The sequence below is a fragment of the Streptomyces sp. NBC_00647 genome (assembly GCF_045207245.1).
GTDB lineage: Bacteria > Actinomycetota > Actinomycetes > Streptomycetales > Streptomycetaceae > Streptomyces.
The window spans coordinates 3,022,611-3,048,497 of record NZ_CP109040.1; the positions used below are offsets into that span (position 1 = coordinate 3,022,611).

At 71.1% G+C, this 25,887-nt stretch carries 26 protein-coding genes; 11 read left to right on the forward strand and 15 right to left on the reverse strand.

What is annotated here, in order from left to right; translation table 11 throughout:
* Positions 1-123 precede the first annotated feature (123 nt).
* Together uvrB and OG788_RS13350 are read right to left on the reverse strand one after the other, a co-directional pair.
* Positions 124-2,256 carry an excinuclease ABC subunit UvrB gene (gene uvrB / locus OG788_RS13345; protein WP_356757192.1) on the reverse strand — a complete coding sequence of 711 codons (2,133 nt, stop codon included), beginning with the start codon at positions 2,254-2,256 and terminating at the stop codon, positions 124-126.
* Positions 2,257-2,296: 40 nt separating this feature from the next.
* The gene (locus OG788_RS13350) at positions 2,297-3,172 is read right to left on the reverse strand and encodes an MHYT domain-containing protein (protein WP_406370940.1); all 876 of its coding nucleotides are present in this window, start codon (positions 3,170-3,172) and stop codon (positions 2,297-2,299) included.
* Between the two features lie 279 nt (positions 3,173-3,451).
* Here OG788_RS13350 and OG788_RS13355 point away from each other — a divergent pair, with 279 nt between their 5' ends.
* A complete protein-coding gene (locus OG788_RS13355) occupies positions 3,452-4,318 on the forward strand; it encodes a glycerophosphodiester phosphodiesterase (protein WP_406370942.1) in 867 nt (288 codons plus the stop codon).
* 78 nt (positions 4,319-4,396) lie between these two features.
* Complete coding sequence (locus OG788_RS13360) at positions 4,397-4,951, forward strand: methylated-DNA--[protein]-cysteine S-methyltransferase (RefSeq protein WP_406370943.1); 555 nt, start codon at positions 4,397-4,399, stop codon at positions 4,949-4,951.
* A gap of 29 nt (positions 4,952-4,980) precedes the next feature.
* Here the strand turns inward: OG788_RS13360 and OG788_RS13365 are convergent, their stop codons facing one another.
* Both OG788_RS13365 and OG788_RS13370 read right to left on the reverse strand, forming a co-directional pair.
* Entirely contained in the window at positions 4,981-5,343 is a 363-nt protein-coding gene (locus OG788_RS13365; RefSeq protein ID WP_406370945.1) for a cupin domain-containing protein, read from the reverse strand.
* A gap of 176 nt (positions 5,344-5,519) precedes the next feature.
* A complete protein-coding gene (locus OG788_RS13370; protein ID WP_356757195.1) occupies positions 5,520-5,948 on the reverse strand; it encodes a VOC family protein in 429 nt (142 codons plus the stop codon).
* A gap of 108 nt (positions 5,949-6,056) precedes the next feature.
* Between OG788_RS13370 and OG788_RS13375 the strand changes: the two genes are divergently transcribed.
* On the forward strand, positions 6,057-6,962 hold the full coding sequence (locus tag OG788_RS13375; protein WP_351548019.1) for a pseudouridine-5'-phosphate glycosidase: 906 nt from the start codon (positions 6,057-6,059) through the stop codon (positions 6,960-6,962).
* 32 nt (positions 6,963-6,994) lie between these two features.
* Positions 6,995-7,990 carry a carbohydrate kinase family protein gene (locus OG788_RS13380; RefSeq protein ID WP_406370947.1) on the forward strand — a complete coding sequence of 332 codons (996 nt, stop codon included), beginning with the start codon at positions 6,995-6,997 and terminating at the stop codon, positions 7,988-7,990.
* A 57-nt stretch (positions 7,991-8,047) separates the two neighbouring features.
* Here the strand turns inward: OG788_RS13380 and OG788_RS13385 are convergent, their stop codons facing one another.
* A complete protein-coding gene (locus OG788_RS13385) occupies positions 8,048-8,842 on the reverse strand; it encodes a methyltransferase (protein ID WP_406370949.1) in 795 nt (264 codons plus the stop codon).
* 257 nt (positions 8,843-9,099) lie between these two features.
* On the opposite strand from OG788_RS13385, the gene corA reads away from it, so the two are divergent.
* The gene (gene corA / locus OG788_RS13390; RefSeq protein ID WP_351548028.1) at positions 9,100-10,227 is read left to right on the forward strand and encodes a magnesium/cobalt transporter CorA; all 1,128 of its coding nucleotides are present in this window, start codon (positions 9,100-9,102) and stop codon (positions 10,225-10,227) included.
* 230 nt (positions 10,228-10,457) lie between these two features.
* On the opposite strand, the gene OG788_RS13395 is transcribed toward corA, so the two are convergent.
* Positions 10,458-10,895 (reverse strand): CBS domain-containing protein, encoded by a 438-nt coding sequence (locus OG788_RS13395; RefSeq protein ID WP_406370951.1) that lies wholly within the window; start codon positions 10,893-10,895, stop codon positions 10,458-10,460.
* Positions 10,896-11,027: 132 nt separating this feature from the next.
* The gene (locus tag OG788_RS13400) at positions 11,028-11,669 is read right to left on the reverse strand and encodes a uridine kinase (protein WP_406370952.1); all 642 of its coding nucleotides are present in this window, start codon (positions 11,667-11,669) and stop codon (positions 11,028-11,030) included.
* A gap of 169 nt (positions 11,670-11,838) precedes the next feature.
* On the opposite strand from OG788_RS13400, the gene OG788_RS13405 reads away from it, so the two are divergent.
* From OG788_RS13405 to OG788_RS13415, 3 genes are all read left to right on the forward strand, one after another.
* Entirely contained in the window at positions 11,839-12,534 is a 696-nt protein-coding gene (locus OG788_RS13405) for a DUF2293 domain-containing protein (protein ID WP_406370954.1), read from the forward strand.
* Between the two features lie 428 nt (positions 12,535-12,962).
* Complete coding sequence (locus tag OG788_RS13410; protein ID WP_356757203.1) at positions 12,963-13,442, forward strand: anthrone oxygenase family protein; 480 nt, start codon at positions 12,963-12,965, stop codon at positions 13,440-13,442.
* 262 nt (positions 13,443-13,704) lie between these two features.
* Positions 13,705-15,198: a glutamate synthase subunit beta gene (locus tag OG788_RS13415; protein WP_406370956.1), complete on the forward strand. Its 1,494-nt coding sequence runs from the start codon at positions 13,705-13,707 to the stop codon at positions 15,196-15,198.
* Positions 15,199-15,264: 66 nt separating this feature from the next.
* On the opposite strand, the gene OG788_RS13420 is transcribed toward OG788_RS13415, so the two are convergent.
* On the reverse strand, positions 15,265-15,855 hold the full coding sequence (locus tag OG788_RS13420; protein WP_406370957.1) for a carboxymuconolactone decarboxylase family protein: 591 nt from the start codon (positions 15,853-15,855) through the stop codon (positions 15,265-15,267).
* 41 nt (positions 15,856-15,896) lie between these two features.
* Between OG788_RS13420 and OG788_RS13425 the strand changes: the two genes are divergently transcribed.
* Positions 15,897-17,336: a PLP-dependent aminotransferase family protein gene (locus OG788_RS13425; RefSeq protein WP_406370958.1), complete on the forward strand. Its 1,440-nt coding sequence runs from the start codon at positions 15,897-15,899 to the stop codon at positions 17,334-17,336.
* 191 nt (positions 17,337-17,527) lie between these two features.
* Here OG788_RS13425 and OG788_RS13430 read toward each other — a convergent pair whose 3' ends face one another.
* The 3 genes from OG788_RS13430 to OG788_RS13440 all read right to left on the reverse strand — a co-directional run bounded on the left by OG788_RS13430 (position 17,528) and on the right by OG788_RS13440 (position 19,557).
* A complete protein-coding gene (locus tag OG788_RS13430) occupies positions 17,528-18,331 on the reverse strand; it encodes an SAM-dependent methyltransferase (protein WP_351548049.1) in 804 nt (267 codons plus the stop codon).
* A gap of 86 nt (positions 18,332-18,417) precedes the next feature.
* A complete protein-coding gene (locus tag OG788_RS13435) occupies positions 18,418-18,696 on the reverse strand; it encodes a DUF397 domain-containing protein (protein WP_266757540.1) in 279 nt (92 codons plus the stop codon).
* Complete coding sequence (locus tag OG788_RS13440) at positions 18,697-19,557, reverse strand: helix-turn-helix transcriptional regulator (protein ID WP_351548053.1); 861 nt, start codon at positions 19,555-19,557, stop codon at positions 18,697-18,699.
* Between the two features lie 188 nt (positions 19,558-19,745).
* On the opposite strand from OG788_RS13440, the gene OG788_RS13445 reads away from it, so the two are divergent.
* Positions 19,746-20,555, forward strand: a complete 810-nt coding sequence (locus tag OG788_RS13445) for an ATP-binding protein (protein ID WP_406370960.1) — start codon at positions 19,746-19,748, stop codon at positions 20,553-20,555.
* A gap of 59 nt (positions 20,556-20,614) precedes the next feature.
* The gene (locus tag OG788_RS13450; protein WP_406376739.1) at positions 20,615-20,998 is read left to right on the forward strand and encodes a hypothetical protein; all 384 of its coding nucleotides are present in this window, start codon (positions 20,615-20,617) and stop codon (positions 20,996-20,998) included.
* 222 nt (positions 20,999-21,220) lie between these two features.
* Here the strand turns inward: OG788_RS13450 and OG788_RS13455 are convergent, their stop codons facing one another.
* The 4 genes from OG788_RS13455 to OG788_RS13470 form a co-directional block, all read right to left on the reverse strand.
* Positions 21,221-21,394, reverse strand: coding sequence for a hypothetical protein (locus OG788_RS13455; protein ID WP_351548059.1), 174 nt, complete (start codon positions 21,392-21,394; stop codon positions 21,221-21,223).
* Between the two features lie 165 nt (positions 21,395-21,559).
* Entirely contained in the window at positions 21,560-22,246 is a 687-nt protein-coding gene (locus tag OG788_RS13460; RefSeq protein ID WP_406370962.1) for a DUF899 domain-containing protein, read from the reverse strand.
* A gap of 134 nt (positions 22,247-22,380) precedes the next feature.
* Positions 22,381-24,282: an FUSC family protein gene (locus OG788_RS13465; protein ID WP_406370964.1), complete on the reverse strand. Its 1,902-nt coding sequence runs from the start codon at positions 24,280-24,282 to the stop codon at positions 22,381-22,383.
* 833 nt (positions 24,283-25,115) lie between these two features.
* Positions 25,116-25,853 carry a hypothetical protein gene (locus OG788_RS13470; protein WP_406370966.1) on the reverse strand — a complete coding sequence of 246 codons (738 nt, stop codon included), beginning with the start codon at positions 25,851-25,853 and terminating at the stop codon, positions 25,116-25,118.
* Between the last annotated feature and the right edge of the window lie 34 nt (positions 25,854-25,887).

A 25,887-nucleotide genomic window follows, 5' to 3' on the forward strand; every position in this document is an offset into this window, starting at 1 on the left:
GAGTCCGCGGATGAGCAGAACCCTACGCAGCGGCACTGACAGCGCCGAACCCTGGGGCGCACTTTGTGTCGGTCTTGCAACACAGCGCGCGTCGCCCGAGGTCCGGCGCCGCCTGCGGGGCGGTCAGGCGATCCCCGCTTCCTTCATCTGCCGCAGCTCCTTCTTCATCTCGGAGACCTCGTCGCGCAGCCGGGCCGCAATCTCGAACTGGAGATCGGCCGCGGCGGCGCGCATCCGTTCCGTCAGCTCCTCGATCTGCCCGGCGAGTTCGGCGGCGGGGCGGTCGGTCGGCACGGTCTCCTTGCCCTTGGCGGACTTGGCGGCCCGGGCCGCCTTGCCGCCGAGCGCGGGGACGGGGGCCTTGGCCCCCTTGCCGTCCTTCGTCTTGCGGTATCCGGAGCCGAGGAGCTGCTCGGTGTCGACGTCCTCGCGGGCGATCTGCGCCACGATGTCGTTGATCTTCTTGCGGAGGGGCTGCGGGTCGATGCCCCTCTCCTTGTTGTAGGCGATCTGCTTCTCCCGGCGGCGGTTGGTCTCCTCGATGGCCTTCTCCATCGCCGGGGTGATCTTGTCGGCGTACATGTGGACCTGGCCGGAGACATTGCGCGCCGCGCGGCCGATGGTCTGGATCAGGGAGGTTCCCGAGCGCAGGAAGCCCTCCTTGTCGGCGTCGAGGATGGCCACCAGGGAGACCTCGGGAAGGTCGAGACCCTCGCGCAGGAGGTTGATGCCGACCAGGACGTCGAACTCGCCGGCACGCAGCTCGCGCAGCAGCTCGACGCGGCGCAGGGTGTCGACGTCGCTGTGCAGATAGCGCACCTGGATGCCCAGTTCCAGGAAGTAGTCGGTGAGGTCCTCGGCCATCTTCTTGGTGAGCGTGGTGACCAGGACGCGCTCGTCCTTCTCGGTGCGCTGCCGGATCTCGTGTACCAGGTCGTCGATCTGGCCCTCGGTGGACTTGACGACGACCTGGGGGTCGATGAGGCCGGTGGGGCGGATGATCTGCTCGACAAAGCCGTCCGAGCGGGAGAGCTCGTACTTCCCCGGGGTCGCCGAGAGATAGACGGTCTGGCCGATGCGCTTCTGGAACTCCTCCCACTTCAGGGGGCGGTTGTCCAGCGCGGAAGGCAGACGGAAGCCGTGGTCGACGAGCGTGCGCTTGCGGGAGGCGTCGCCCTCGTACATCGCGCCGATCTGCGGGACGGTGACGTGCGACTCGTCGATGACGAGCAGGAAGTCGTCCGGGAAGTAGTCGATCAGCGTGTTCGGCGGGGAGCCGGGATCACGGCCGTCGAAGTGCATCGAGTAGTTCTCGACACCGGAGCAGGAGCCGATCTGGCGGAGCATCTCGATGTCGTACGTCGTACGCATGCGCAGGCGCTGGGCCTCCAGGAGTTTGCTCTGCTTCTCCAGCTCGGCGAGGCGCTCCCCCAGCTCCTTCTCGATGTCGTTGACGGCGCGCTCCATGCGCTCGGGACCCGCCACGTAGTGGGACGCCGGGAAGACGTAGATCTGGTTGTCGTCGGTGATGACCTCACCGGTGAGCGGGTGCAGCGTGGACAGTGCCTCGATCTCGTCGCCGAACATCTCGATGCGGACGGCGAGCTCCTCGTAGACCGGGAAGATCTCGATGGTGTCGCCGCGGACCCGGAAGGTGCCGCGCGCGAAGGCCACGTCGTTGCGCGTGTACTGGATGTCGACGAAGCGGCGCAGGAGGTCGTCGCGGTCGATCTCGTCGCCGACCTTGAGGCTGACCATCCGGTCCACGTACTCCTGCGGAGTGCCGAGGCCGTAGATGCAGGACACCGAGGCGACCACGATGACGTCGCGGCGGGTGAGCAGGGAGTTGGTCGCGGAGTGGCGCAGGCGCTCCACCTCCTCGTTGATCGAGGAGTCCTTCTCGATGTAGGTGTCCGACTGCGGGACGTAGGCCTCGGGCTGGTAGTAGTCGTAGTACGAGACGAAGTACTCGACGGCGTTGTTCGGCAGCAGCTCGCGGAACTCGTTGGCCAGCTGGGCGGCCAGTGTCTTGTTCGGTGCCATGACGAGCGTCGGGCGCTGGAGCTTCTCGATCATCCACGCGGTGGTGGCGGACTTTCCGGTGCCGGTCGCGCCCAGCAGCACGACATCCTTCTCACCTGCGCGGATGCGCTTCTCCAGGTCGGCGATGGCCGTGGGCTGGTCGCCGCCCGGCTGGAAGGGGCTGACGACCTCGAAGGGCGCCACCGAACGTTCGATCTTGGATACGGGCCGCATGGAATCCACCGTACGACCCCGCACTGACAACCGGGCGGGATCAGCGGCTCTGCGGGGTCCGGGAGCGGCGGTGCCCCCGCTCCTGCACGGGGCGCACGGCCGGACGACGGCCGACGACGTGCGTGGCGACGGGATGGGCCGGAACGCCCGGCCGCTTGATCTCCGCGGGGCTCCAGTCGGGCTTGCCCATGACCATCAGCGGGTCGAACATCACGACGACGCCCGCCAGGCAGAGGAAGACGAAGGGACCGATCATCATGGGCGCGAGCAGTGCGGCGGCCGAATCCCCGGCCGGGTTGGCGCCGGTCGAACCGTGCAGATGGACGCTGAGGGCGGCCATGCCTGTGTAGTGCATACCGCTGACGGCGAGCCCCATGACGAGGCTCGCGCCCACGCTCCAGAGGAATCCACGCACTTGTCCCGCCGCCCAGAGGGCGGCCGTCGCGGCCACGACGGCGATGACGACCGAGGCGGAGACGGTGAGGGTGTTGTATTCGAGCCTTCCGTTGAGCCGCATCCCGGCCATGCCCAGATAGTGCATCGAGGCGACACCCAGGCCCGTGACGGTCCCTCCGGTGAAGAGTGCCGTCCCGGTGGCACCCCGGTAGCCGACGATGAAGATCCCGGCGCCGACCATCAGGACGGCGACACCCAGACTCGCGAACGTGGTCGGCTTGTCGTAGTGGACCGGGGTCTGCTCGACCGTGAAGCCCATCATCGCGATGAAGTGCATCGTCCAGATGCCGGAGGCGATCGCGACCGAGCCGAGCGCGAGCCAGCCGGCCCGCCAGGAACCGGCGACGAGCATGGATCTGGTGGTGCAGCGAAGTCCGAGCGCTCCGCCCAGGCAAGCCATGAAGTACGCCACCAGCGGTGTGACGAGTCCGTAGGTGAAGCCGTCGACCGTGCCCTGCATGCGCGGCTGCCCTTCCCGCCCCGTTACTCATGGAAATACCCGAACTGCCCCCGCCTTCCGGACCACCGGAGCGGACCGGGTCGAGGCAGAGAGTATGACCCCCACCGGAATGGTCGAACGATAATCCGGCAAAGAATCACGACCTCTCCTCACTTGCACCGCGCCAGCGACCGGACTTGGACAACTCCATTCAATCCGCGGCCATCTCGCTTCCACCCTTCGGCGACTCTCTGCTGTCAATCTTGTACTGACCGTGATCGCCCTACGCGAGGAGAAGGCATGCACGCGCGCGTTGCCGCCGCCACGACCGCCGCGCTTCTTGGGGGAACCGCTTTCATACTGCCCGGCCCGCACGCCAGGGCCGACAGCCGGAGCGCGGCTCCGCTGGTCGTCTCCCACCGCGGCGCCTCGGCCTACGCGCCCGAGAACACCCTGGCCGCCATCGACCGCGCGGCCGAGCTGGGGTTCGACTGGGTCGAGAACGACGTCCAGCGCACCCGCGACGGTCAGCTGGTCGTCCTCCACGACGCCTCGCTGGCGCGCACGACCGACGTCGAGGAGGTCTTTCCCGGCCGAAGCCCCTGGAAGGTCAAGGACTTCACCGCGTCCGAGATCGCCCGCCTGGATGCCGGGAGCTGGTTCGATCCGTGGTTCACGGGCGAGAGGGTGCCGACGCTGCGGGCGTACATGGAACGCCTCTCGCGCAACCATCAGAAGCTCGTCCTGGAGATCAAGAACCCCGAGCTCTACCCCGGCATCGAACGACAGACCCTCAAGCTCCTGAGCAACGAGGGCTGGCTCGACCCGGTGCACCTCAGGGACAGGCTGATCGTCCAGAGCTTCAGCGCCGCCAGCGTCCGGACGGTGCACGATCTGCGGCCCGGTATCACGACGGCCTTCCTGGGGACACCTCCGCTCGCGCGGCTGCCCCGGTACGCGGAGTTCGCCGACCAGATCAACCCGGACCACACGTCGCTGTCGTCCGACTATGTCTCCGCGGTCCATGCCCTCCACGGTCCGCACGGCCCGATGAAGGTCTTCGCCTGGACCGTGGACGACGCGGCCACCGCCCGGCGCATGGCGGGCCTCGGCGCGGACGGGGTCATCACGAACGCGCCCGACGTGGTCCGCGAGGCCCTGGAATAGCGTCCTCTCCCGTGGCGCGGACGGGTGCCGGTTTCCGCGCCACGGGCGTTGTCGGTGGCGGGCCGTACGGTGGATCGCATGAACAGCCACGGGCAGTACGAGCAGCAGGTCGTGTGGACCGTCCTCGGCACGGACATCGGGCCGCTGTTCCTCGCGGCGACACCGGCCGGCCTGGTCAACGTCGTCTTCCACGCGTCGGACGCGGTGCGCGGCAAGACGCTCGAGCGGCTCGCGTCCCGGCTGGGCAGCGAGCCCGTCGAGGCGCCCGGGTCACCCCTGCTGGCCGAGGCGATACTCCAGGTCGAGGCGTACTTCGCGGGCGAGCGGCACGACTTCGACCTGCCGCTCGACTGGTCGCTGATCTCGGGGTTCAACCGCCAGGTGCTGCGCGAGCTGAACTCGGGTGTTCCGTTCGGTTCCGTCGTGGGCTACGGCGACCTGGCCGCGCGGGTCGGCCAGCCCGGCGCGGCGCAGGCCGTGGGGGTGGCCATGGGATCGAATCCGCTGCCGGTCGTGGTGCCGTGCCATCGCGTGGTCGAGAGAGACGGCGGGATCGGCGGTTTCGGGGGCGGCCTGGAGACGAAGCGGAAGCTGCTGGCGCTGGAAGGAGTGCTCCCGGAGCCACTGTTCTGAGGTGGCGGCGGGAGCCTTCCCCGGGGTCGTCAGAGGCTGATGTGGTACGCCTTGCGAAGCGTCTCGTGGACGGTCCACGTCGTCCGGTCGCCCTCGTGCAGGAACGCCGCGTCGCCGGGCCCCACTTCGATGACGTCGCCGCCCTCGACCTCGATGGTGGCCCGGCCGCTGACGACGACGAAGAGCTCGTTCGCCTCGGTGTCGGTCACCACGCCGGGCGTGATCTGCCAGATGCCACGCAGCTGCTTGCCGTCGGCGGACTCCCAGAGCACCTTGCCCGTCACGGCGGGGTCGCCGGAGACGATCTGGGCCGGATCCAGCGGCTCGGGTTCGAGTTCGGCATCGGGAATGTGCACGGCGAAGGAGGGCGTGGCCTGGGAGTTCATGGTCATGAGCGGACACCCTAGGGGCTTGTCCGCCGCCCGGAGCGACGAGGGTCTCCCTGTGGGGCGGGAGGCCGTTCCGCGGGAGCACCCCTTCGGCGAGCCGGGTCAGCCCGGCCGAACGCCGGCCAGTGCCCCGTGCGGATCGAGGACGTACTTGCGGCCGGCCCCCTGCACGGAGGGGGCTACTCGTAGTGCCGGGCCTCGAAGACATTCCCGTCCGGGTCACGGAAGTAGAAGCTGCGCCTGGCCATTCCGCGGGCTCCGAAGGAGTCGTACGAGAAGTCCGAGACCGGTACCGACCGTTCCTCCAGGCGGGCCCGGAGCGCGTCGAACGTGTCTCTCGGGAACGCGACGCACACATGGTTCACCGGGTGGCCTGCGCTGTCGGCACCCCCGGGAACCATGTTCATGCCGGGCGCCAGAGCCAGGGGGGCGAGGTCGAGGACGGTCTCCTCGTTGAGACGTACGGAGGGGAAGGAGACCGTTCCGGCGGCGAATTCGGTGACTCTCAGGGACTCCAGGCCGACCGCCTTCTCGTAGAAGTCGGCCGAGGCGACCGGATCGCGTACCCAGAGGACGACATGGTCGAGACGTGGCGAGTTGTCCGTCATGCACCCAGGCTGGTGTCGTACGCCGCGGGTCGCAAGGGTTTGGCCGGGCGCGCCGCTCGCCAGAGATCCAGGGACGGGGAACGTCGACCGACGACAGGAGGCAGGCGCGTGATCGTGGTGTCCGATGAGGTGCGGGAGGCGCTCGACGCGCGCCGGCCGGTGGTGGCCCTGGAGTCGACGATCATCGCGCACGGGCTGCCCCGCCCGCGCAATCTGCAGGTCGCGCTCGAACTGGAGGATGTGGTCCGGGAGGAGGGCGCGGTACCCGCGACGATCGCCGTGCTCGACGGCCGGCCGCGGGTCGGTCTGGACAAGGAACAGCTGGAACGGGTCGCGAACGAGGACGGGATCCGCAAGCTGGGCCACCGCGACCTGCCGCTCGCGGTGGCCGCGGGGGCGAGCGGGGCGACGACCGTGTCCGCGACAGCCCTGCTGGCGGCCCGCGCGGGGGTCCGGGTGTTCGCGACGGGAGGGCTCGGCGGTGTGCACCGCGAGTGGACGGTGACCCAGGACGAGTCCGCCGATCTGGGCCTGTTGGCGCGCACCCGGATCACGGTGGTGTGCGCGGGCGTCAAGTCGATCCTGGACGTGCCGGCGACGCTGCAGCGTCTGGAGACGCTGGGTGTGGCGGTGGCCGGGTACGGCACGGACCGGTTCCCCGGCTTCTATCTGTCCGACTCGGGGCACCCCGTGGACTGGACCCTGGACTCCCCCGAACAGGTGGCGCGGGTGATGCGCGCCCAGGACGCGCTGCACGCCCCCGAGTCGTCGCTCATCGTCGCGAACCCCGTCCCCGAGGAGGAGCAGCTCGATCCCGAGCTCCACGCGCGCGTGCTCGCCGACGCGTTGCACGCGTGCGAGGCGGAGGGCGTGACCGGACAGGCGGTGACGCCCTTCCTGCTCGGCTATCTGGTCCGGCACACGGACGGTGCCTCGCTCGACGCCAATCTGGCGGCGGTACGCGGCAACGTACGCCTCGCGGGACGGATCGCGGCGGCCTGGGCGGGGGCGTGAGCGGCACGGATCGGGGCGACCCGGGGCGTGGCGTGAGCGGGTCGGGACGCTCGGGGGCCGCAGGGGACGCGGGGGATGCCGCGGGCGCGCTGCTCGTCGTCGGAGACGTGGTCACCGACGTCGTGGCCCGCCATCGCGGGCCGCTGGCGGCCGGCACCGACACGGCCGCCGTCATCCGGACCGTGCCCGGCGGCGCGGGCGCCAATGTCGCGTGCTGGGCCGCGTACGAGGGCTGTGCCGACGTACGGCTGCTCGGCCGGGTGGGCGGCGACGCAGCGGCGTGGCACGAGCGCGAACTCGCGGCGAGCGGCGTGCGGCCCCTCCTGGTGACCGATCCGGAGGCACCGACCGGGACGGTGATCTGCCTGGTGGACACCGGCGCGTCGGCGGAGCGCACGTTCCTCACGGACAGCGGAGCGTCGCTTCGGCTCGCACCGGACGACTGGTCGCCCGCGCTGCTCGACGGGGTCGCGCGGCTGCATCTGTCGGGCTACCTGTTCTTCTCCGGGCCGAGCCGGGCGCTGGTGTCGGCCGCACTGGAGTCCGCGCGAGCGCGGGGGGTGCCGGTGAGCCTCGACCCCGCGTCGGCGGGGTTCCTCACCAGGCTGGGCGTGGGCCGTTTCCTCGAACTCGCCGAGGGCGTGGACGTCCTGCTGCCCAGCCGTGACGAGGCGTGCCTGCTGACGGGGCTGCCCGATCCGGCCGACGCGGCGGCCAAGCTGAGCCGCCATTTCCCCTCGGTCGTCGTCAAACAGGGAGGTGCCGGGGCCCTGGTGGCCCGTTCCGGAGCCGTCCGGGCCCGTGTCCCGGCGCTGCCCGCGACGCCGCGTGACACGACGGGCGCCGGTGACGCGTTCACCGGTGCGTTCCTCGCCGCACTGCTCGCGGGCGCCGGCTCCGAGGAGGCGGCGACGGCGGGGTGCGCGGCGGGGGCGAAGGCGGTGGAGCGGGTCGGTGGAAGGCCGCCCTCGGGAAGTCGACGGCGAGAAGAAGGAGAAGGAGGAGAAGGAGAGACGCGGGTTCGCTGAACGCCTGACCCGCATGGCATCGCGCCCGGGTACCGATGCCCAACTCCCGCATCGCGTTCAGTTCTTGCGCCCCCAGGCCGAAATCATCGGTGCGGTCGCCAGATCCATGGACCCGGCCGCGACGTTCGCCAGGTGCCGGTCGATCTCCTCCTGGGTGGCCAGGCCCGCCGAGACGAGCTGGTCGCGGATCTGCCGGATCGTCGCGGATTCCAGGGTGGTGCAGGCGGGTGAGGTGACGGGGAAGTACGCGTCGGCCTCCACGCCCCGCAGCCCCGCCTCCCGGAGAAGCCGCGGGAGTTTGCGGCCGTAGGCGAGGTCGGCACCGCGCTCGGCGAGCAGCTTGCGGAAGCCCTGGCGCAGCCTGTTCGCCAGTTGCTGCTCGGGGCCGTACTCGTCGGGGCAGAGCAGAGGCTGCAGGGCGGGATCGGCATCCTCGACCAGGATCCTGCCGCCGGGCCGCAAGGACTTGATCATCGACCGCAACGCCCACTCCCGGTCCGGCACATGAACCAGGACGAGCCGGGCGTGCACGAGGTCGAAGCCTTCCCCCGGCGGTTCCTCGGCGCCCACGTCGTGGACGCGGACCTCGACGGGCGAGCGGGCGACGGACGCCGCCCACGAGGTGTCGATGTCGGTCGCGACGATCTTCCCCGTCGGACCGACCTTCTTGGCGAGCCAGGACACGACGGACGTACCGCCCGCCCCGACCTCCCAGCAGCGCCAGCCGGACCCGACGCCGAAGCGCTCCAGGTGCCTGAACGTGGTGGGGTCGAAGAGCGTGGCGAAGGCGTCGAAACGCTGTCCCGCCTCGGTCTGCTGGTTGTCGAGGAGATACCCGTCGGCTTGCGTCATGGGGAGATCATCCCAGTTGACCTGCTTGTCCGGAATCGCCGACGCTCCCGTTGTCGGCGCCGCGTCACCCGACGGGTACCGCCCGCGGCACCACACCCCGCCACGTGCCGCCCCATGCCGCCGAGCCGTCCGAGTGTTCCGCACTACGGAACGGAATGTTCCGTTCCCACAGCCTTTTCCGGAGTCCGATCAGGCCTGGCAGACTGGCCCGCCAGGCGCAGAGTGCGGCCCGAGGAGATCCACGCGAGGAGATCCAGATGTCCATGGCAGGGAATTTGCGGAAGGTGACGGCTCTCGGTGCGGTCGACGGCCTCCGCAAGGTGGCGCGGCTGACACGGCGGCGCACCCGTGTCGACCTGAGCCACCCCGCCCGGTCGCCCTTGGGCTCCGCGGTGGTGAACTGCGTGGCGTACCAGAACGGCTCCAGGATCCCCGAGGGCCGCGATCTGGTCGACACCGTGGAGCGGATCCGCAAGCGCGACGAGGGATTCGTCTGGCTCGGACTGCACGAGCCGACCGACCTGGAGTTCGCGGGTATCGCCGAGCTCTTCGACCTCCATCCCCTCGCCGTCGAGGACGCCGTCGAGGCGCATCAGCGCCCGAAGCTGGAGCGGTACGGCGACACCCTGTTCGCGGTGTTCAAAACCGTCTGCTATGTCGAGCACACGGAGTTGACGGCGACCAGCGAAGTGGTGAACACCGGCGAGATCATGCTGTTCGTCGGGCCGGACTTCGTCATCACCGTGCGGCACGGACGACACGGGTCGCTGGGCCCGCTGCGCGAAGAGCTGGAGTCCGATCCGCAGCAGCTGTCCAAGGGACCGGCCGCGGTCCTGCACGCGATCGCGGACCACGTGGTCGACGAGTACGTCAACGTCACGGACTCGGTCCAGGCCGACATCGACCAGGTCGAGGCCGATGTGTTCGCCGAGAACGGCGCACGCACGGACGCCGGCCGCATCTACCAGCTCAAGCGCGAACTCCTCGAACTGAAGCGGGCGGTGGTCCCGCTCGCCCGGCCGGTCCAGGAGCTGGCGACCCGGCCGATCCGTGTCGTCGACCCGGAGATACAGGCGTACTTCCGGGACGTCTCCGACCATCTGCTGCGGGTCACGGAGCAGATAGCCGCCTTCGACGAACTGCTCAACTCGATCCTGCAGGCGCATCTGGCGCAGGTGACGGTGGCGCAGAACGAGGACATGCGGAAGATCACGGCGTGGGCGGCGGTCATCGCCGTTCCGACCATGGTCTGCGGCGTGTACGGCATGAACTTCGACAACATGCCCGAACTGCACTGGCGGTTCGGCTACCCCATCGTCATCGGCGTCATATCCATCGCCTGTCTCGTCCTCTACCGGGGGTTCCGGCGCAACGGCTGGCTCTGAACACGTCTCTCGCCCGGCACGGCCGGCCGGACGAGAGTGCGGTCGCGTACTCCGCAGGGACCGGAGACGCGAGCGGGTGACTCGCTTCGCTTGTCTCCGTACCCATTCGCCCTGGTCGGAGTCGATCGAGTCGACCGGGGCGGCTCGGTCGAGTCGAGCCGGGTCAATTCGAGCCGGGTCGAGTCGAGTTGGATCGGGTCGGTCGGGTCGGGTCGGGAGGATCGACGGGTTCAGCCCGTCGCGCTGCTCGCGCCCCTCGCGTAGACGCTCTCTACCCAGGCGGCGAGTTGTTCGTCGCTGACGTGCTGGGCGAGGTCGGCCTCGCTGATCATGCCGACCAGTCGTTTGTTCTCGATCACCGGAAGCCGGCGGATCTGGTGCCCCTTCATCTCCTGGAGCACTTCGCCGACATCGGCGTCGGCATCGATCCAGCGCGGTGTGCCCTGGGCCATCTCGCCCGCGGTGATCCGTGCGGGGTCGTGGCCCATGGCCACGCAGCCGACGACGATGTCGCGGTCCGTGAGGATGCCGCAGAGGCGTTCGTTCTCGTCGCTGATGGGCAGGGCGCCCACGTTGAGCTCGCGCATCAGCTGGGCGGCGCGGTCCAGGGTCTCGTGGGCGGGGATCCACTGGGCACCACGATGCATGATGTCTCCGGCGGTGGTCATGTAGTACCTCCCGGTGCCGGACGGCCGGCGCGGCGCGGAACACACCGCTAGTCCCGGCGCCCTACATTCTCGCCGCGCCCCAGGGGCTACGCACCTGGGCGACCATCGAGGGGACGGGGCCGGCCCTCGTGATCAGCCGTTCCACGCGGGGTGCCGGGGGTCGTCGGCGCGCACGAGGACGTCGGCCGCGCCGGCCGGGTCCCCCTCGCTCTCGTAGCGGGCGAAAGCGGGGAGGGTCCAGTGCTCACCCTCGGGGGTACGGCGGCGCAGGGCGCCCGGGGAGAGGCGTATGTGGACGCTGAGGTCGAACGGGAACCAGTGGCGCAGGAGGAGGGGGCCATGGAGCAACAGGATTCCGCCGGGAGGGAGTTGGACGTAGGGGCTGCGGGTGGCCCGGTCGGTGGCGGGGTCCCAGAGGTCGGGCAGGAGCCTGCCGTCGCCGCCGGGTTCGAGGGGACCGAAGACCTCGCGCCAGAGAGCGCCGGTGTCGAACCAGCCGTCGTAATAGGCGTCGACGTCCTGGTGGCCGTATTCGAACCGGAGCGACGCGGGACGCAGGAAGTCCTCGGCGGCGACGACCAGCGAGGAACGGCCGCGTACACGCAGCGCCTCGGAGACGCGGTGCGCGAGTTCGCCGGGGCGGGCGGCCGGGGCTCCGTCGAAGGCGATCCGTGGCCAGGGGCTGCCATCGTCCGGTTTCAGGTCGAGCAGGCGGTCGGCGAGGAGGTCGCCGAGCCGTTCCCAGGTGATCGCTTCGAGTCGCACAGGGCCCATGATGCCGCGACCGGGAAGGGGTCCGGTGGGCGAGGCCCGCGGCGAGCGGGCGCGGCCTGCATCACGTGGCCGACATCGCGTGGCCGACATCGCGTGGCCGGGGCACCGGTCGCGAGAAGGCGCCCTCGGACGACGTAGGTGTCGGGCCGGTGCGGGGAAGGAACCGCGTATGGCACCGATCGCTGCTCCCCCGTACCGGAACGGGCCTCTCGTCGTCCAGCCGCTCAAGAAGCGGCACTGTGCCGAGTGCCGGAGCGGGCCGCTCCCCCTGCTGGTTCTGGAGGAGGGCGCACCTCGGTGTCTGGACTGCGTGGATCTCGGGCACCTTGTGTTCCTGGCCCGCGGCGACACCGCGCTGACGCGCAGATCGCGGGAGGGCAGCTCGCTGTCGGCCGTGGTGGTGCGGTTCAACCGGCGGCGGGGCCGGTACGAGCGGCAGGGCGTCCTGGTCGAGGAGGCGGCGCTCGCCCGGGCCGAGGACCGGTGCCTGGCGGACGCCGAGGCACGTCGGCGACGGCGGGCACGCGACGCGCGGCGCCGGGAGGCGGAGGACGTCCGCTTCACGGACGCGTTCGCGCGGGAGATACGCCGGCTGTTTCCGCACTGTCCGGCCGACCGGGCGCGAGCGATCGCCGCACATGCCTCGGTGCGCGGCAGCGGGCGGGTCGGACGGAGCTCGGCGGGCCGCGCGCTGTCCGAGGCGGCGGTGACCGCGGCGGTCCGCGCGTCCGTCCGGCACACGGAGACCCCGTACGACCAGTTGCTGATGAGCGGCGTTCCGCGGCACGAGGCGCGCCGCCGGATCGCGGCCACGGTGGACACGAGGCTCTGGGAATGGCGCGACGACATCACCGCTCGGGCGTGAGCTGACAGAGGACCGGGGCCACGCGGGCGCGAGCGGGCAGAGGACCAGGGGCCGCGCGGGCGTCAGCGGCAGAGGCCTGGGTCCGCTCAGCCGCCGAGACGGGTGGGCTGGGGCGGCTCGGGCCGGATACCGAGGGCCGGGACGACCCGGACCGGACCGGACCGGGCAGGGCAGGGCAGGGCAGGGTGCGCTGAACCGGGACGGGTGGGGTGCGTGAATCGGGCTGGGGGGAGTACGTGCACCGGACCGGGCACCCGGCTGTGGAAGCGGAGCGGAGACGTGCCGTCACCGCGACGAGGGGGGTGGACGGTCGCGCATGTGTCCGCGTCGCTCGGCCATGGCGACTGTCGTCGTAGCGGATTTCACTTGTGGTGACGGTTGGCGCTGTGCAGGATCTTGGGCTTGGCGGTTTCGACGCGGGAGTGGACATGATCGAGGGACCGTATTTCGTGCTGACGTTGCTGGGGGTGCTCGGCTGCGGGCTGGTGGCGGGGGTGTTCTGCGGCTTCTCGACCTTCGTGATGAGGGCGCTCGCCCAGTTGCCGCCGGCGCAGGGGGTCGCCGCGATGAACGCGATCAACGTCGCCGCGGTCCGTCCCCCGTTCATGCTGGTGTTCATGGGGTCGGCGGTGCTGTGCGCGGTGCTGGCGGTGGTGACGTTCGTGCTGTTGCCGGACGAGGGGACGGTGGAATTGCTGCTCGGCAGCGCGCTGTATCTGTTCGGCTCGTTCGGGGTGACGATCGCGGCGAACGTCCCGCGCAATGACGCGCTGCTGAAGCTGGAGTCCGGGACACCGGAGGCCGCCGTCTACTGGCCCACCTATGTGCGCGAGTGGACGATGTGGAATCACGTGCGCACGGTCGCCTCGGCCGCCGCGGCGGTGTCGTACACGCTCGCCCTCACCTGAGCCGTCCGCCCTCCCTAGTCCCTCCATCGTCCCGCCCTCGTCCCGCCCTCGTCCCGCCCTCGTCCGGCCCTCGTCCGGCCCTCGTCCGGCCCTGGCCCGAGCCCTGGTCGCAGCGTCCGCGTACACCGTCGTCCGGGGCGGCGCCGCGTGCGGAGGCGACGTATCGTGGCGGGAAGGGAGTGCTGTCCGGATTCCGCGGCCGATCACGGCTGCCGACGGCCGTGCGGCCCCGCACCGGTACGCGCACATGAGGGAGACGGCCATGGCCGATCCCAAGGGTTTCATGACCACACCGCGCCAGGAGAATCCGCGCCGCCCCGTCCAGGAGCGGGTGCGGGACTGGAACGAGGTGTACGTTCCCGGAGCCCTGCTGCCGATCATCGAAAAACAGGCCGACCGCTGCATGGACTGCGGCGTCCCCTTCTGTCATGACGCCTGCCCCCTGGGCAACCTGATCCCCGACTGGAACGACCTCGTCTCGCGCGACGACTGGCGGGCGGCGAGCGACCGGCTGCACGCCACGAACAACTTCCCCGAGTTCACCGGGCGGTTGTGCCCCGCGCCGTGCGAGGCGGGCTGTGTGCTGGCCATCAACCAGCCCGCGGTCACCATCAAGAACGTCGAGGTCGCCATCGCCGACCGTGCCTGGGAGGACGGGTTCACACCGCCGCGTCCGCCGGACCGGCTCTCGGGGCGGACGGTCGCGATCGTCGGATCGGGGCCCACCGGGCTGGCCGCGGCACAGCAGTTGACGCGGGCCGGGCACACGGTGGCCGTGTACGAACGGGCCGACAGGGTCGGCGGCCTGATGCGGTACGGGATTCCCGCGTTCAAGATGGAGAAGCGGCACCTGGACCGGCGGCTGGCCCAGATGCGCGCGGAGGGGACCAAGTTCCGTACGTCGACGGCGATCGGCACCGACATCGGGGCGACCGAGCTCAGGGCCCGCTACGACGCCGTGATCCTCGCGCTGGGGGCAACGGCCTGGCGCGAACTGGACGTGCCCGGGCGGCAGTTGTCCGGCATTCATCAGGCGATGGAGTATCTTCCGCTGGCCGACCGGGTGTGCGAGGGAGATCTGGAGGTCTCCCCGTTGTCCGCGGCGGGCAAGCACGTGGTGATCGTCGGCGGCGGTGACACCGGAGCCGACTGCCTGGGGACGGCCGTGCGCGAGGGTGCCGCGTCCGTGACCCAGCTCGACATCTATCCGCAGCCGGAGGCCGAGCGCGACGAGGACGTCGAGCCGTGGCCCACGTATCCGAAGATCTACCGGCTCTCCGCGGCGCACGAGGAGGCCGGCACGCTGGGGACGGCACCCGCCGCGGACGCGGACGCCCGGCTGTTCGCCGCGTCCACGCTCCATTTCGACGGAGGCGCTGACGGACGGGTGAGCTCGCTGCATCTCGTCGAGGTCGACGAGCGGCGCCGCCCGGTCCCGGGTTCGGGGCGCACCCTGCCCGCCGACCTCGTGCTGCTCGCCCTCGGCTTCTCGGGCCCGGACCGGCACGACGGCCTGATCGACCAGCTGGGACTGGCACTCGAGCCGCGCGGCACGATCACCCGGGACGCGGACTTCGCCACCAACGTCCCGGGGGTGTACGCGGCCGGGGACGCGGCACGCGGCCAGTCGCTCATCGTGTGGGCGATCGCCGAGGGCCGGGCGGTCGCCGCGGCCGTGGACCGGGCCCTGAGCGGGTCGGCGCGCCTGCGGCTTCCGGCCCCGATCGGACCGTACGACCGCCCCATGACCGTCTAGCGCCGAGGACCGACCTCTGCCGAGGACCGGCCCCGAGGCGCGGGCCGGACCCCGGCCGACGGCGCCTCAGCGGCGTTCGTCCGTGCCGGCCACCTTCGCCGTCGACAGGGCGACCCTGTTCCAGGTGTTGATCGCGAAGATCAGCGCGAGGACGTGGCCCAGTTCCTGGTCGTCGAAGTGGGCTGCCGCCTCGGCGTAGACGTCGTCGGGCACCCCCGCGTCGGCGACCAGGGTCACCGCCTCGGTCAGGGCGAGGGCGGCCCGCTCCTTCGGCGTGAAGAAGTGGCGGGCCTCGCGCCAGACCGCGACCATGTGCAGCCGGTCCTCGCTCTCGCCGGCCTTACGGGCGTCCTTGGTGTGCATGTGGAGGCAGTACGCGCAGTGGTTGAGGTGCGAGGCGCGGATCTGGATCAGTTCCACGAGAGCCGGGTCGAGTCCCTCGCGGGCCGCCGCGTCGAAGCCGATGAGGGCGCGGAAGACCTTCGGGGCGGACTTCGCGAGGTCGAGCCGGGCGGCTCCGGGCACGGCCGTCCCACCAGCGCCGACGGCGCCGACGCCGGCAGCACCCTCGGCGGCCGTCGCGGTGCTCGTGGTGGTGCTCGCGCTCGTCGTGGTGTTCGCGTCCGTCGTGGTGTTCGTGTTCGTCGTCATGACCATGAATCTACGGGCCGGATAGACCGGCGGTAGGGTGCATTTCCATGGCGGAAACATGGGTCAATTCTGCGGAGCGGATCGGTGCCGATCTGCACCTGGAGCTGTCGGGTCCCGGCGGGCGGCGGGCCGCGCTGACCCGCGCGTTGCGCGAGGCCGTGCGCAGCGGGAGGCTCGTGCCGGGCACCCGGCTGCCGCCGTACCGCTCGCTCGCCGCCGACCTCGGCGTCGCGCGCAACACGGTCGCCGACGCGTACGCCGAGCTCGTCGCCGAGGGCTGGCTGACCGCCCGGCAGGGCTCGGGCACCCGGGTCGCCGCGGGGGTGACTCCCCCGCACGGGAGGCAACGGGCGGGCGCCGCCTCGCCGGGCGCTCCCGCGCGCGTGCCCAAGAAGGCGCCCCGCGCGCGTGGTCCCCGGCACGACCTGCGGCAGGGCACTCCGGACGCGTCGTCGTTCCCGCGTACCGCCTGGCTGGCGTCCGCTCGCCGGGCCCTCCAGCAGGCACCCAACGAGGCTTTCGGGCCCGGTGATCCGGCCGGGCGGGCAGAGCTGCGGGAGGCGCTCGCGGAGTACCTGGCACGGGCGCGCGGGGTGCGCACGGAGCCCGGACGGATCGTGATCTGTTCGGGCTTCGCCCATGCCCTGCGCCTGCTCTTCCCGCAGGTCCTTCGGGGTCCGCTGGCGGTCGAGTCGTACGGTCTCGGCTTCCACCGGCAGCTCCTGGCCGACGCCTCCGTACGGACCGTGCCCCTTCCGCTGGACGAAGACGGCGCGCTGGTCGGTGAGTTGGGGCGAGAGCGGGCCGTACTGCTCACCCCCGCGCACCAGTTCCCGACCGGCGGCCCGCTGCACGCCGAGCGGCGTGCGGCGGTGGTCGACTGGGCACGAGCGCGGGGCGGGGTGATCCTGGAGGACGACTACGACGGGGAGTTCCGCTACGACCGCAAGCCCGTGGGCGCGTTGCAGGGGCTGGACCCGGAACGGGTCATCCACATCGGCTCGGTCAGCAAGAGCCTGTCACCCGCGCTGCGGCTCGGCTGGATGGTCCTTCCGGAGCGGTACGTCGATCCCGTGCTGGAGACCAAGGGCGAACGAGAGGCGTGGGCGAGCGCGTTGGACCAGCTGACGCTCGCGGACTTCATCGGCTCCGGTTCGTACGACCGTCACGTGCGGCGTATGCGGCAGCGGTACCGGGGGCGGCGCGACCGGCTGGTGGCCACGCTCGCCGCGCGTGCGCCGCACGTCGAGGTCACCGGGATCGCGGCCGGGCTGCACGCGGTACTGCGGCTGCCGCCGGGGACCGAGCGGTCGGCCGTCAAGGCGGCCGTCTGGCAAGGGGTCGCGCTCGACGGGCTCGCCGAGTTCCGGCATCCGGGGGCGGCGATGTCAGCGCCGGACGGGCTGGTGGTCGGGTATGCGACACCCGCGGAACATGCCTACGGGGCGGCGCTGGACGCGCTGTGCGACGTACTGCCGCCCGGCTGAGCGCGCTCGACCCGGCACCGCGCCGACGGCCGGCCGACGCCAGGACCGTCCCCTCGCAACCCGCCGTGGAGGACCCACGGCGCCGTGGAGAACCCACACCCCGGAAGCCCGCACCCCGGAAGGCCGCACCTCGCCGCTGCGCCCCGATACCCGGGAAACGCGACGACAGGGTGCCCGATCGCCTCGAAGACCTACGGTTTGCGTGCCACCGCCCCGTACCCGGGGATGACCCCGTCGTCCTGTCCCGGCACCGGCTCGCCCAGTTCCGGGTGCCACCGGTGGACCACCGAGACGCCCGGCTCGACCAGGTCGAGGCCGTCGAAGAAGCGGCTGAACTCCTCACGGGAGCGCAGGGCCAGGGTGACGCCCGCCGCCTTGAGCTTCTCGATCGCCGCCGCCGACTCCTCGGGGGTGAAGTCGGCGGTGGCGTGGGTGACCATCAGGTAGCTGCCGGAGGGCAGTTCGGACAGCAGGCGGCCGACCAACGCGTGCGCGCCGTCCGCGTCGGAGACGAAGTGGAGCAGCGCCACGAGGGAGAGCGCCACGGGCCGGTCGAAGTCGAGGATCTTCCTGGCCCCGTCGAGAATGGCGTCCGGGTCCCGCACGTCGGCCTGCAGATACTCGGTCACTCCCGTGTCCGAGCTGCGCAGCAGGGCTGCCGCGTGAGCCAGCACGATCGGGTCGTTGTCGCAGTACACGACCCGCGCGTCGGGATCGACGGCCTGGGCGATCTGGTGGAGGTTCGGCTCGGTCGGGATGCCGGTGCCGATGTCGAGGAACTGCCGCACACCGTTCTGGGCCAGCCAGCGTGTGGCACGGTGCATGAAGGCGCGGTTGACCCGCGCCATCACGGGCACCCTCGGGTCGAGGGCGAGCATCTGCCGGCCCATTTCCTCGTCGACCGGGTAGTTGTCCTTGCCGCCGAGATACCAGTCGTACATCCGCGCCGGATGCGGCTTGCTCGTGTCGATCTCGATGGGGGTCTGCCCGGTCATGACGGTCTCCGTAAGTCCGCGCCGTAGTAAGTGATCAACTCATAACCAAATTCAGGAAAGTCGGGGGAAAACAGAACTCAAGTCGTTCAGGAGAGAAGGAAGTCCGCCTCTCCCGCTTTCGCGCCCTGGATGAACGCCGTCATCTCGCCGGGCGTATAGATGAGGGCGGGTCCGTCCGGGTCCGCCGACTGCCGCACCGCGATACGGCCGTCGGCGAGTTTCATCGCCTCCAGGCAGTTGCCGCCGTTTCCGCCGCTCCACGGCTTGTGCCAGCCCTCGCTGCCCAGTTCACGGGCGGGCATTCCGTTGTAGATGCGCACGTTGCCTATTCGCGAGTTGATGCGTTCCGGCTTGATGCGTTCCATTCACAGCTCCTTGCGGAGATCCCGGAGGATCTCCTTCGTGCGATGTGCCGTAGCGGCCTGAGCCGCCATGCGGTCCATGACCTCCAGGTGGGTCGCCACCTCGGAACGCGCGTCCAGGTAGACGGCGCCGGTCAGGTACTCGCTGTAGACCATGTCCGGGAGTTCCGGCATGGCAAATCGGAACAGCACGAAGGGCCCGTACGTGCCGGGGTGCGGACCCGAGGAGAACGGGATCACCTGCAACGTCACGTTGGGCAGCTTCGTGGCCTCGAGCAGCTTGTCGATCTGCGCGCGCATCACCTCGGGGCCGCCGATGGTGCGGCGCAGCGCCGTCTCGTCCATGACGGCCCAGATCCGGGGTGCGTCGTCACGTGTCAGCAGAGCCTGGCGCTGCATGCGCAGCGCCACGTGGCGCTCGATGTCCTCGGGCCTGGTCTGCCCGATGGCGCCCGCCTTCAGGACGCCGCGGGCGTAGTCCTCGGTCTGCAGCAGGCCGGGGACGAAATGGGGTTCGTACGAGCGCAGGAGGGCGGCCGCGCCCTCCAGGCTGACGTGCATGGAGAACCAGTCGGGCAGGATGTCGTGGAACCGCTGCCACCAGCCGGGTTTGTTGGCGTCCTCGGCCAGTTGGACGAAGGCCTCGGCCTCCTCGTCGCTGACGCCGTACGACTTCAGCAGGAGCTGGAGGTACGGAATTTTGAGGGAGACCTCCGCCATCTCCATGCGGCGGACCGTGGCGGGAGCGACGCGCAGGATCCGCGCGGCCTCCTCACGCTTGAGACCCGCGCGTTCCCGCAGGTCCAGCAGTCGCCGGCCGAGGACGACCTGACCGACCGTCGGCGCGGAGCGCGGTTCGCTCACGTCCCACCTCCACTGAGTCCGGACAGCCCGGGCGGCGCCGTCCGGGTTCTTCCTCGTCTTCCTCGACGATCCCAACTGGCGCCGCTCGGCTTGCTGTTGCGAGCAGTGTGCCACGCGCCCCCACGGCGTCACACGGCACTCTGCATTTTTCAGAGTGACACTTGCCAAGTGTTCACGGCGGGGCGATAGTGGCAACCGTGATTCCGTCCGCGCCGTTAGGAACAGACGCCGCCGAAGACCGGTTCGGTCTCCGTGCCGCCACGGGGCACCACCCGGGCACGACAGCCGAGCGCCGCTTCCGCTTCGAGCTGGCCGCACACCCGGGCTCCGTGGCTCAGGCGAGACGCCTGACCCGGTCCCGCCTGTCCGGCTGGGCGGTGTGCGAGGACACCTGCGACACGGCGACCCTCGTGGTCTCGGAGCTGGTCACCAACGCGATCGTCCATGCCGCCGGGCAACGAGTCGTCTGCGAGTTGCAGGACGCGGACGACCTGGTGCGCATAGCCGTGTGTGACGAGGGATGCGCTCCGGGTGAGCCGCACCCCTCCCCTCAACGGCCCGACGAGGAGCACGGGAGGGGATTGCTTCTCGTCGCGGCAGTGTCCAGGGCCTGGGGGGCCCAGGACACCGGGCCCGGCCTGCTGGTGTGGGCGGAGCTCGCGCGCTCGGCAGGCCGGGCCGATGACACCACCGACGCGGCGACGGAACCGGGAGACCTGGACGGCCTGGACCGGCTCGACGCCGAGTTCGGGGCCGGGCCGGACGCCCCGGGGCTGCCCGGCCGGCCCCGCGAGGCCCGGTCGGATCAGGGGCCGCCCGACGCGGACACCGGTCCGCGGGCGGATCTGGGCTGGAGCGCGAAGAAGCCCCCGAACGACGGGCGGGGCACGGGAGCGGAGGGGTTCTGGGGGGCGGGAACCGTGGGGGTCCCCCAGGCCCTCTCCACCCGGAGTCCGGACCGGGACAGGAACCGGGACCTGGATCGGAGGAGTCTGTGAGCCGTACGTCGGCGGCGGGGTCCGCCGCGCAGGTCCTGAGCCTGGACACACTGGTCCGGATGAAGCGCGGGCGGCTCGCGCCCGGGCCGCTGAGGCGCCTCCCTGTTCCCGAGGGCATGAAGGTGCCGCTGGGCTGTGACGCGGTGTCGGTGCCCGCCCGGTTCGGACCGCTGCTGCTGCCGAGGCTGCCGCGCGTGGGCTGCGTCTACGCGGACCCGGCGCACTGGTGGTGGATCGTTCCTTCCGACTCCGACGTCGCTCTGGAGTGGCCGTCTCCCGCCCACTACGTCGCGGGGGCTGTCGTACCGGACTCGCCCCGGATTCCCGGGCTCATCCACAAACCGGATGGCACGCTTCCGTATACCCCACCGATACCTCTGTATCTGGCCCTGTGCCGGGTCACGGGGACGACACCCGTTTGGTCACGCCCCATCAGCGCGTGAGCCCGGCCGGGGCCCGCGGAGGGCTCGCCGGATGCCCGGCAGCCTCAGGGCGGGTCCCCCAGGAACCTGAGCGGGATCTGCCCACTGCGGGTGACCGGCTCACCGCGGACAAGCGGCTCACTGCGGACGAGCAGCTCGCGGTGGACGGGCGGCTCACGGCCGAAGGGGTCCGCGGGTGCCCGCGCCCCGGACGTGCCGGTCCGGCCGGTCCGGCACCGGACCTCACTCGACGCCTTCGGCGCCGCCCACGACGACCAGGAACGCGTCGGAGGCGAGATCCATGACGACCTCCGCGGCCTGACCCTCCTGACGGCGCGCCTGTGCGAACTCCTCCGCGGGCCACGACCCGCGCGGTCCGCCGGCCGGAAAGCGCTCCAGCACCATTCGCCCGTTCACCCTGTACCTCCATGTCGCGCTGCTCTGGAGAGTTAAACGCCTGCCATGGGGTGAACGGCTCGGGTAGTGACGGTACTGAGACGAAGTCGACACTCCGTCCCGAGCCCGCTGTGAGGGACGTGAAGCGTCCGGCGTGACGGAAGCGACAGGCCCGCACGCGTCGTGTCAGTCCTCGTACTCGTCGTGGTATCTGACGCGTTCGCTCCCCGCGGGCACTCCCCATGCGGATGCGCGCCCCTTGGGCTCCTCCCACTCCTCCTGGCGCCCCAGCGCGGTGAGATCCAGGAGGGAGGTCGTGGAGCCGAGCCCGTCGAGCCCGCGTTCGTACGTGGAGTACGTGTGGAAGACGCGGTCACGGTCCCGCAGGAAGCAGCTCACCCCGGGCCGCTCGTAGGGCTCGTCCCCGCCGAACGACACCTGGAAGTCGTAGTTGAAGTCGCTGTCGTACGAGGAGTACCAGGGCACCGTCCAGCCCATCCGGGCCTTGAACGGAAGGATCTTCGTGTACGGCGCCCGGGACACCGCGGCGAACTCCGTTCCCCTGGCCCGCAGATGGGCGAGGTGCCCGATCTGGTCGAGGAAGCCCGAACAGCTGCGGCAGCCCGCGTCCCACTCGGGAGCGAACATGAAGTGGTAGACGACGAGTTGGTCCCGTCCCCGGAAGAGGTCGAGCAGCGTCGCCTTCCCCTCGCCGCTCTCGAAGACGTACTGCTTGTCGGTCTCGACCATCGGCAGTCCGCGCCGCTCCGCGTTGAGAGCGTCGCGCGCGCGGGTGGCGGCCTTCTCCTTGACCAGCAGTTCCTCGCGCGCGGCGCGCCACTCCTCACGCGAGACGATCTGCGGAAGCGTCATGTGCTCCTCCTACGGAACGGTGCCTACGCTGTGGTGGACCCGCGGGAGAAGCAGAACTCATCGGAGTATCACCAAGATTCTTCCGGACCGGTCAGCTCAGGCCAGGCCAGGCCAGCGGCGTACTCGTACGCGCTTCACACCGCGACCGGCCTCGTGGGCGCCGCCCGGAGTCCCGCCTGCTCGCGGCGCTCGGCGAGTTCGCCGAGGAGTTCGGTGATCCGGTCGGTGTGCCGGGGCGTGAGCCGGCCGGTGTCGTCGAGCTGCACGGCGCACGCCGTGGTCGTGTCGACGAGCCGTTCCAGGGTCGCCGCTACCTCGTCCGTGCCCTCGGAGTGCCGCGCCAGGGCGGGGAGTTCGGCGGCGGCGAGGTCGATCGCGGCACGGGCCTCGGCGAGCGCGCGATAGGCCTCTCGGCGCAGCACCCAGCGGCCCGTGCGGTCACCGGCCGTGCCGTCGCTCAGCACATGGGCGAGGTAGACGTCCGCCGCCTCAGTGGCCCGGGTGAGCCTCGCCCGTACGGTGCCGCCGCGCTGGCCGAGCGTCGGCAGGTGCCCGACGAGCAGCACGATCACGCAGGCCAGCAGCGTCTCCGCGATCCGGTTCCAGGAGGCCTGCGGCTCGCCGCCGACCATCACGAGGGCGAGGACGAGGACGGTGACGACGGCGGTCTGCGCGGCGAAGTGACGGGTGGCGACGGGGATGAGGGCGCCGCTGACCGCGACCAGGGCGACTAGTCCCTCCGGCCGCGGCAGCAGGACGGCGAGCCCAGCGAAGGCGACCGCGCCGAGGACGGTTCCCGCCGCCCGGCACAGCACGCGCGAGGCGAGCGGCCCGAGATCGGGCTTGACGAGGAAGACAGCGGTCGCGGGAAGCCAGTACCAGTGCGGGTGGTTGCCGTACCAGCGCGCGTGGTGCAGGGCCTGGGCCGCGGCGACGCTCGCGCCGAAGCAGAGGGCGACCCGGATCCCGTACTCGCGCCCCGCGGAGCCGAGAGCGGTGCGCACGAGGGAGACGGCGGTGCGCCGCCGGGTGTGCAAGGCGTTCCCGAAGCCGCGGTCGAAGGCTTCGGCGGCGCCCAGCAGGGCGTCGTGGAGGGCGCGCAGCGCGGGCACGACGGACGTGCTCCCGTGCGGGCCGGACCGGGCGCCGGGGACGGCGGGCGCCGGCAGCGGCCCGGTGGGCGCACCGGTCCGGACGGCGACGGCGAGCCGCCGGGGGCCCTCGGCGGCCCCCGCGGGCACGGCCTCGCCCGACCAGGCGAGCGCGGTCGCGGCCTCGGCGAGCGGCAGCGCGGCGGCGTACTGCGCGTGCAGTCGTCGCTCGGCCGCGGAACTCGCGTACCGCCGGATCCGCGGCCCGGTGAGCGCGTCCTGCGCGTGGTCGAGGGCGGCGGTCAGCGCGACGCGCCGCCGGATCGCCTCGGGTCCGCCCGCGGCGAGCAGCAGCCGGGCGATGGCGTCGTACACGCCGCCGACGGCGTCCCGCTCCCCGTCGAACCGGTAGTCCCCGGGGTTCACCGCGGTCGTCGGCAGGGCGAGCCGCACCGCGAGCAGCCAGCCGGCCCCGCCGAGGAAGAAGAGCGCGCGCTCCCATCCCGGTTCGGGCAGCGGCATCCCGGCGCCAATCGCCGAGGTGACCAGGAGCTGGGTCCCGGCCCCGGAGGCGACGGGGCCGATCGCGCTGACGGCTCCTGCGAGCAGCCCGAGCGCGGTGAGGACGAGGGTGAGCGTCAGGGCGCCGGTGTGCTGTCCCGCGTACGACCCGAAGAGCAGGCCCGCGGCCCCGGCGAGGGCGGGCACCCCGAGCCGTTCGACGGCGACCCGCCGGCTCCCCGGCCGGTCGTTGATCCCCGCCAGCATGGCGCCGAGCGCGGCGACCACCCCGAGTGAGGTACGACCGCACAGTTCGGCCACGAGCAGCAGTGGCCCGGCGGCGAGGGCTCCTCGCAGGACCGCGCTCCAGGGGACGGGTCCGCGCTGCGCGCGCAGGGCATGGGCGAACCAGGGTGGTACGGCGAGAAGAGTGAGGCGGCGCACGTGGCTCCTGTCGGGCGAGGGCGGAGGGTGCCTTCGGGCGACGTCGGCCGGGCTCGTGTCGTTACCAGGGTAGTGCGCGGTGCGGGCGGAAAGAGGACGTGGGCGTTTCCACGATGTGAAACTCCGCAGGAGGGACCGTGTTCTCGGTGGGGGCGATCACCGCGTGAACGCGTCCACGGCGAGGCGCGCGGCGGCGGCAGCAGCAGCGGCAGCGGCAGCGGCAGCGGCAGCGGCAGCGGCAGCGGCAGCGGCAGCGGCAGCGGCAGCAGGATCGTGTGGCATCGGGTCCGTGCGGCATCAGGCTTGTGCGGCATCAGGTCCGTGCGGCACCAGGCTTGTGCGGCATCAGGCTTGTGCGGTGGCGAGGTGAGGGTCACCGGCCGGGCGGGTGCGGTCGCGCGCGGGGCGAGGGAGCGGGTCCGAGGGCGTAGCCGGCCCCCGGACCCTGAGATGCCACCATGTCGCACGCCGGCACACTTGAGAACCCAGGTCAGTCGTTATGTCGCCGCGTCCTGCCTTTGGACCACCACGCATCGAGCTGCGCGGGCTGGACTTGAACCAGCATCTCGACGTACTGGGGCCTGGGCCCGGTCGATCCGGCGATCGGCGGCGAATACTGAGTCTGGAGCAAGAGTCTGAAATTGATCACGGTCTGCCTCTGCCGAGTTGGGCTACCGCGGCGCGTGGACACTCCGTGGATCCGGAGTGCCGCTTGGTGCCGCGGGGAGGACTCGAACCTCCACTGGAACCGTGCATTCACGACAAGCTTCAGGTTCAGCTTGCGCTCCTCGCGCACCCCGGCCGTGGTGCGTGGTGGCCGGGGAGTTCAGAGGCTACCCCTGTGCGAACAGGTAGCCGAATACCGCGTCCCCGACACGCTGGTCGGCGACGTCCACGCCGTTGGCCTCCTCGCGGGCGAACTTGACCGCCTGCTGCAACTTCTCGACACGGTCGAGGAGTTCGTTCACGCGCCGCGCGGGCAGGGCGCCGGAGAACTTGACGGTGGTCCAGTACCCGACGGGGATGTCCTCGTAGTACACCTCGACCTGGGCCGGGTGCTTCTCGGTGGCCTCGGCCTTGACGTGGTTCCGGGGCACCTTCTTCGTACGGAGCGTCCGCACCGGTTCGGTCTTCCAGGCGTCGGTGGACGGGTCCCGTACCCAGGACTCCGAGGCGTCGAGGACGGGCAACTTCCTTACGAAGGTGTTGAGATCGGTGAGCTGCTTCTCGAGGAACAGCAGATACGAGACGGGCACCTCGGCGACGAGCACACGGCCGTCCACCTTCACATCGGCCCTCGCCGTGCAGTTGGCCCAGTCCTTGGTGGCGGTCACGTCGAACAGCCCCGTGAGGGTGGCCGCGGTGTCCCGCAGCACGTCCTCGGCCTGCACCTGGACCCGGGTCGACTCGGGCGGCAGCTGCTCGCCCTCCTCGTCCTTCGGCTGATACGTCCGCGAGATACCGGCGAGCAACGCCGGCTTCTGCAGGCCGTGATGAGCAGCCGTCAGGTCCTGGTGGGACTTGGACTTGATGCCCTTCTCCACTGCGATGATCTGATTGAGTTTCGCCACGTCGGTGACCGTAGCAGCGTCGGCCCGGATCACT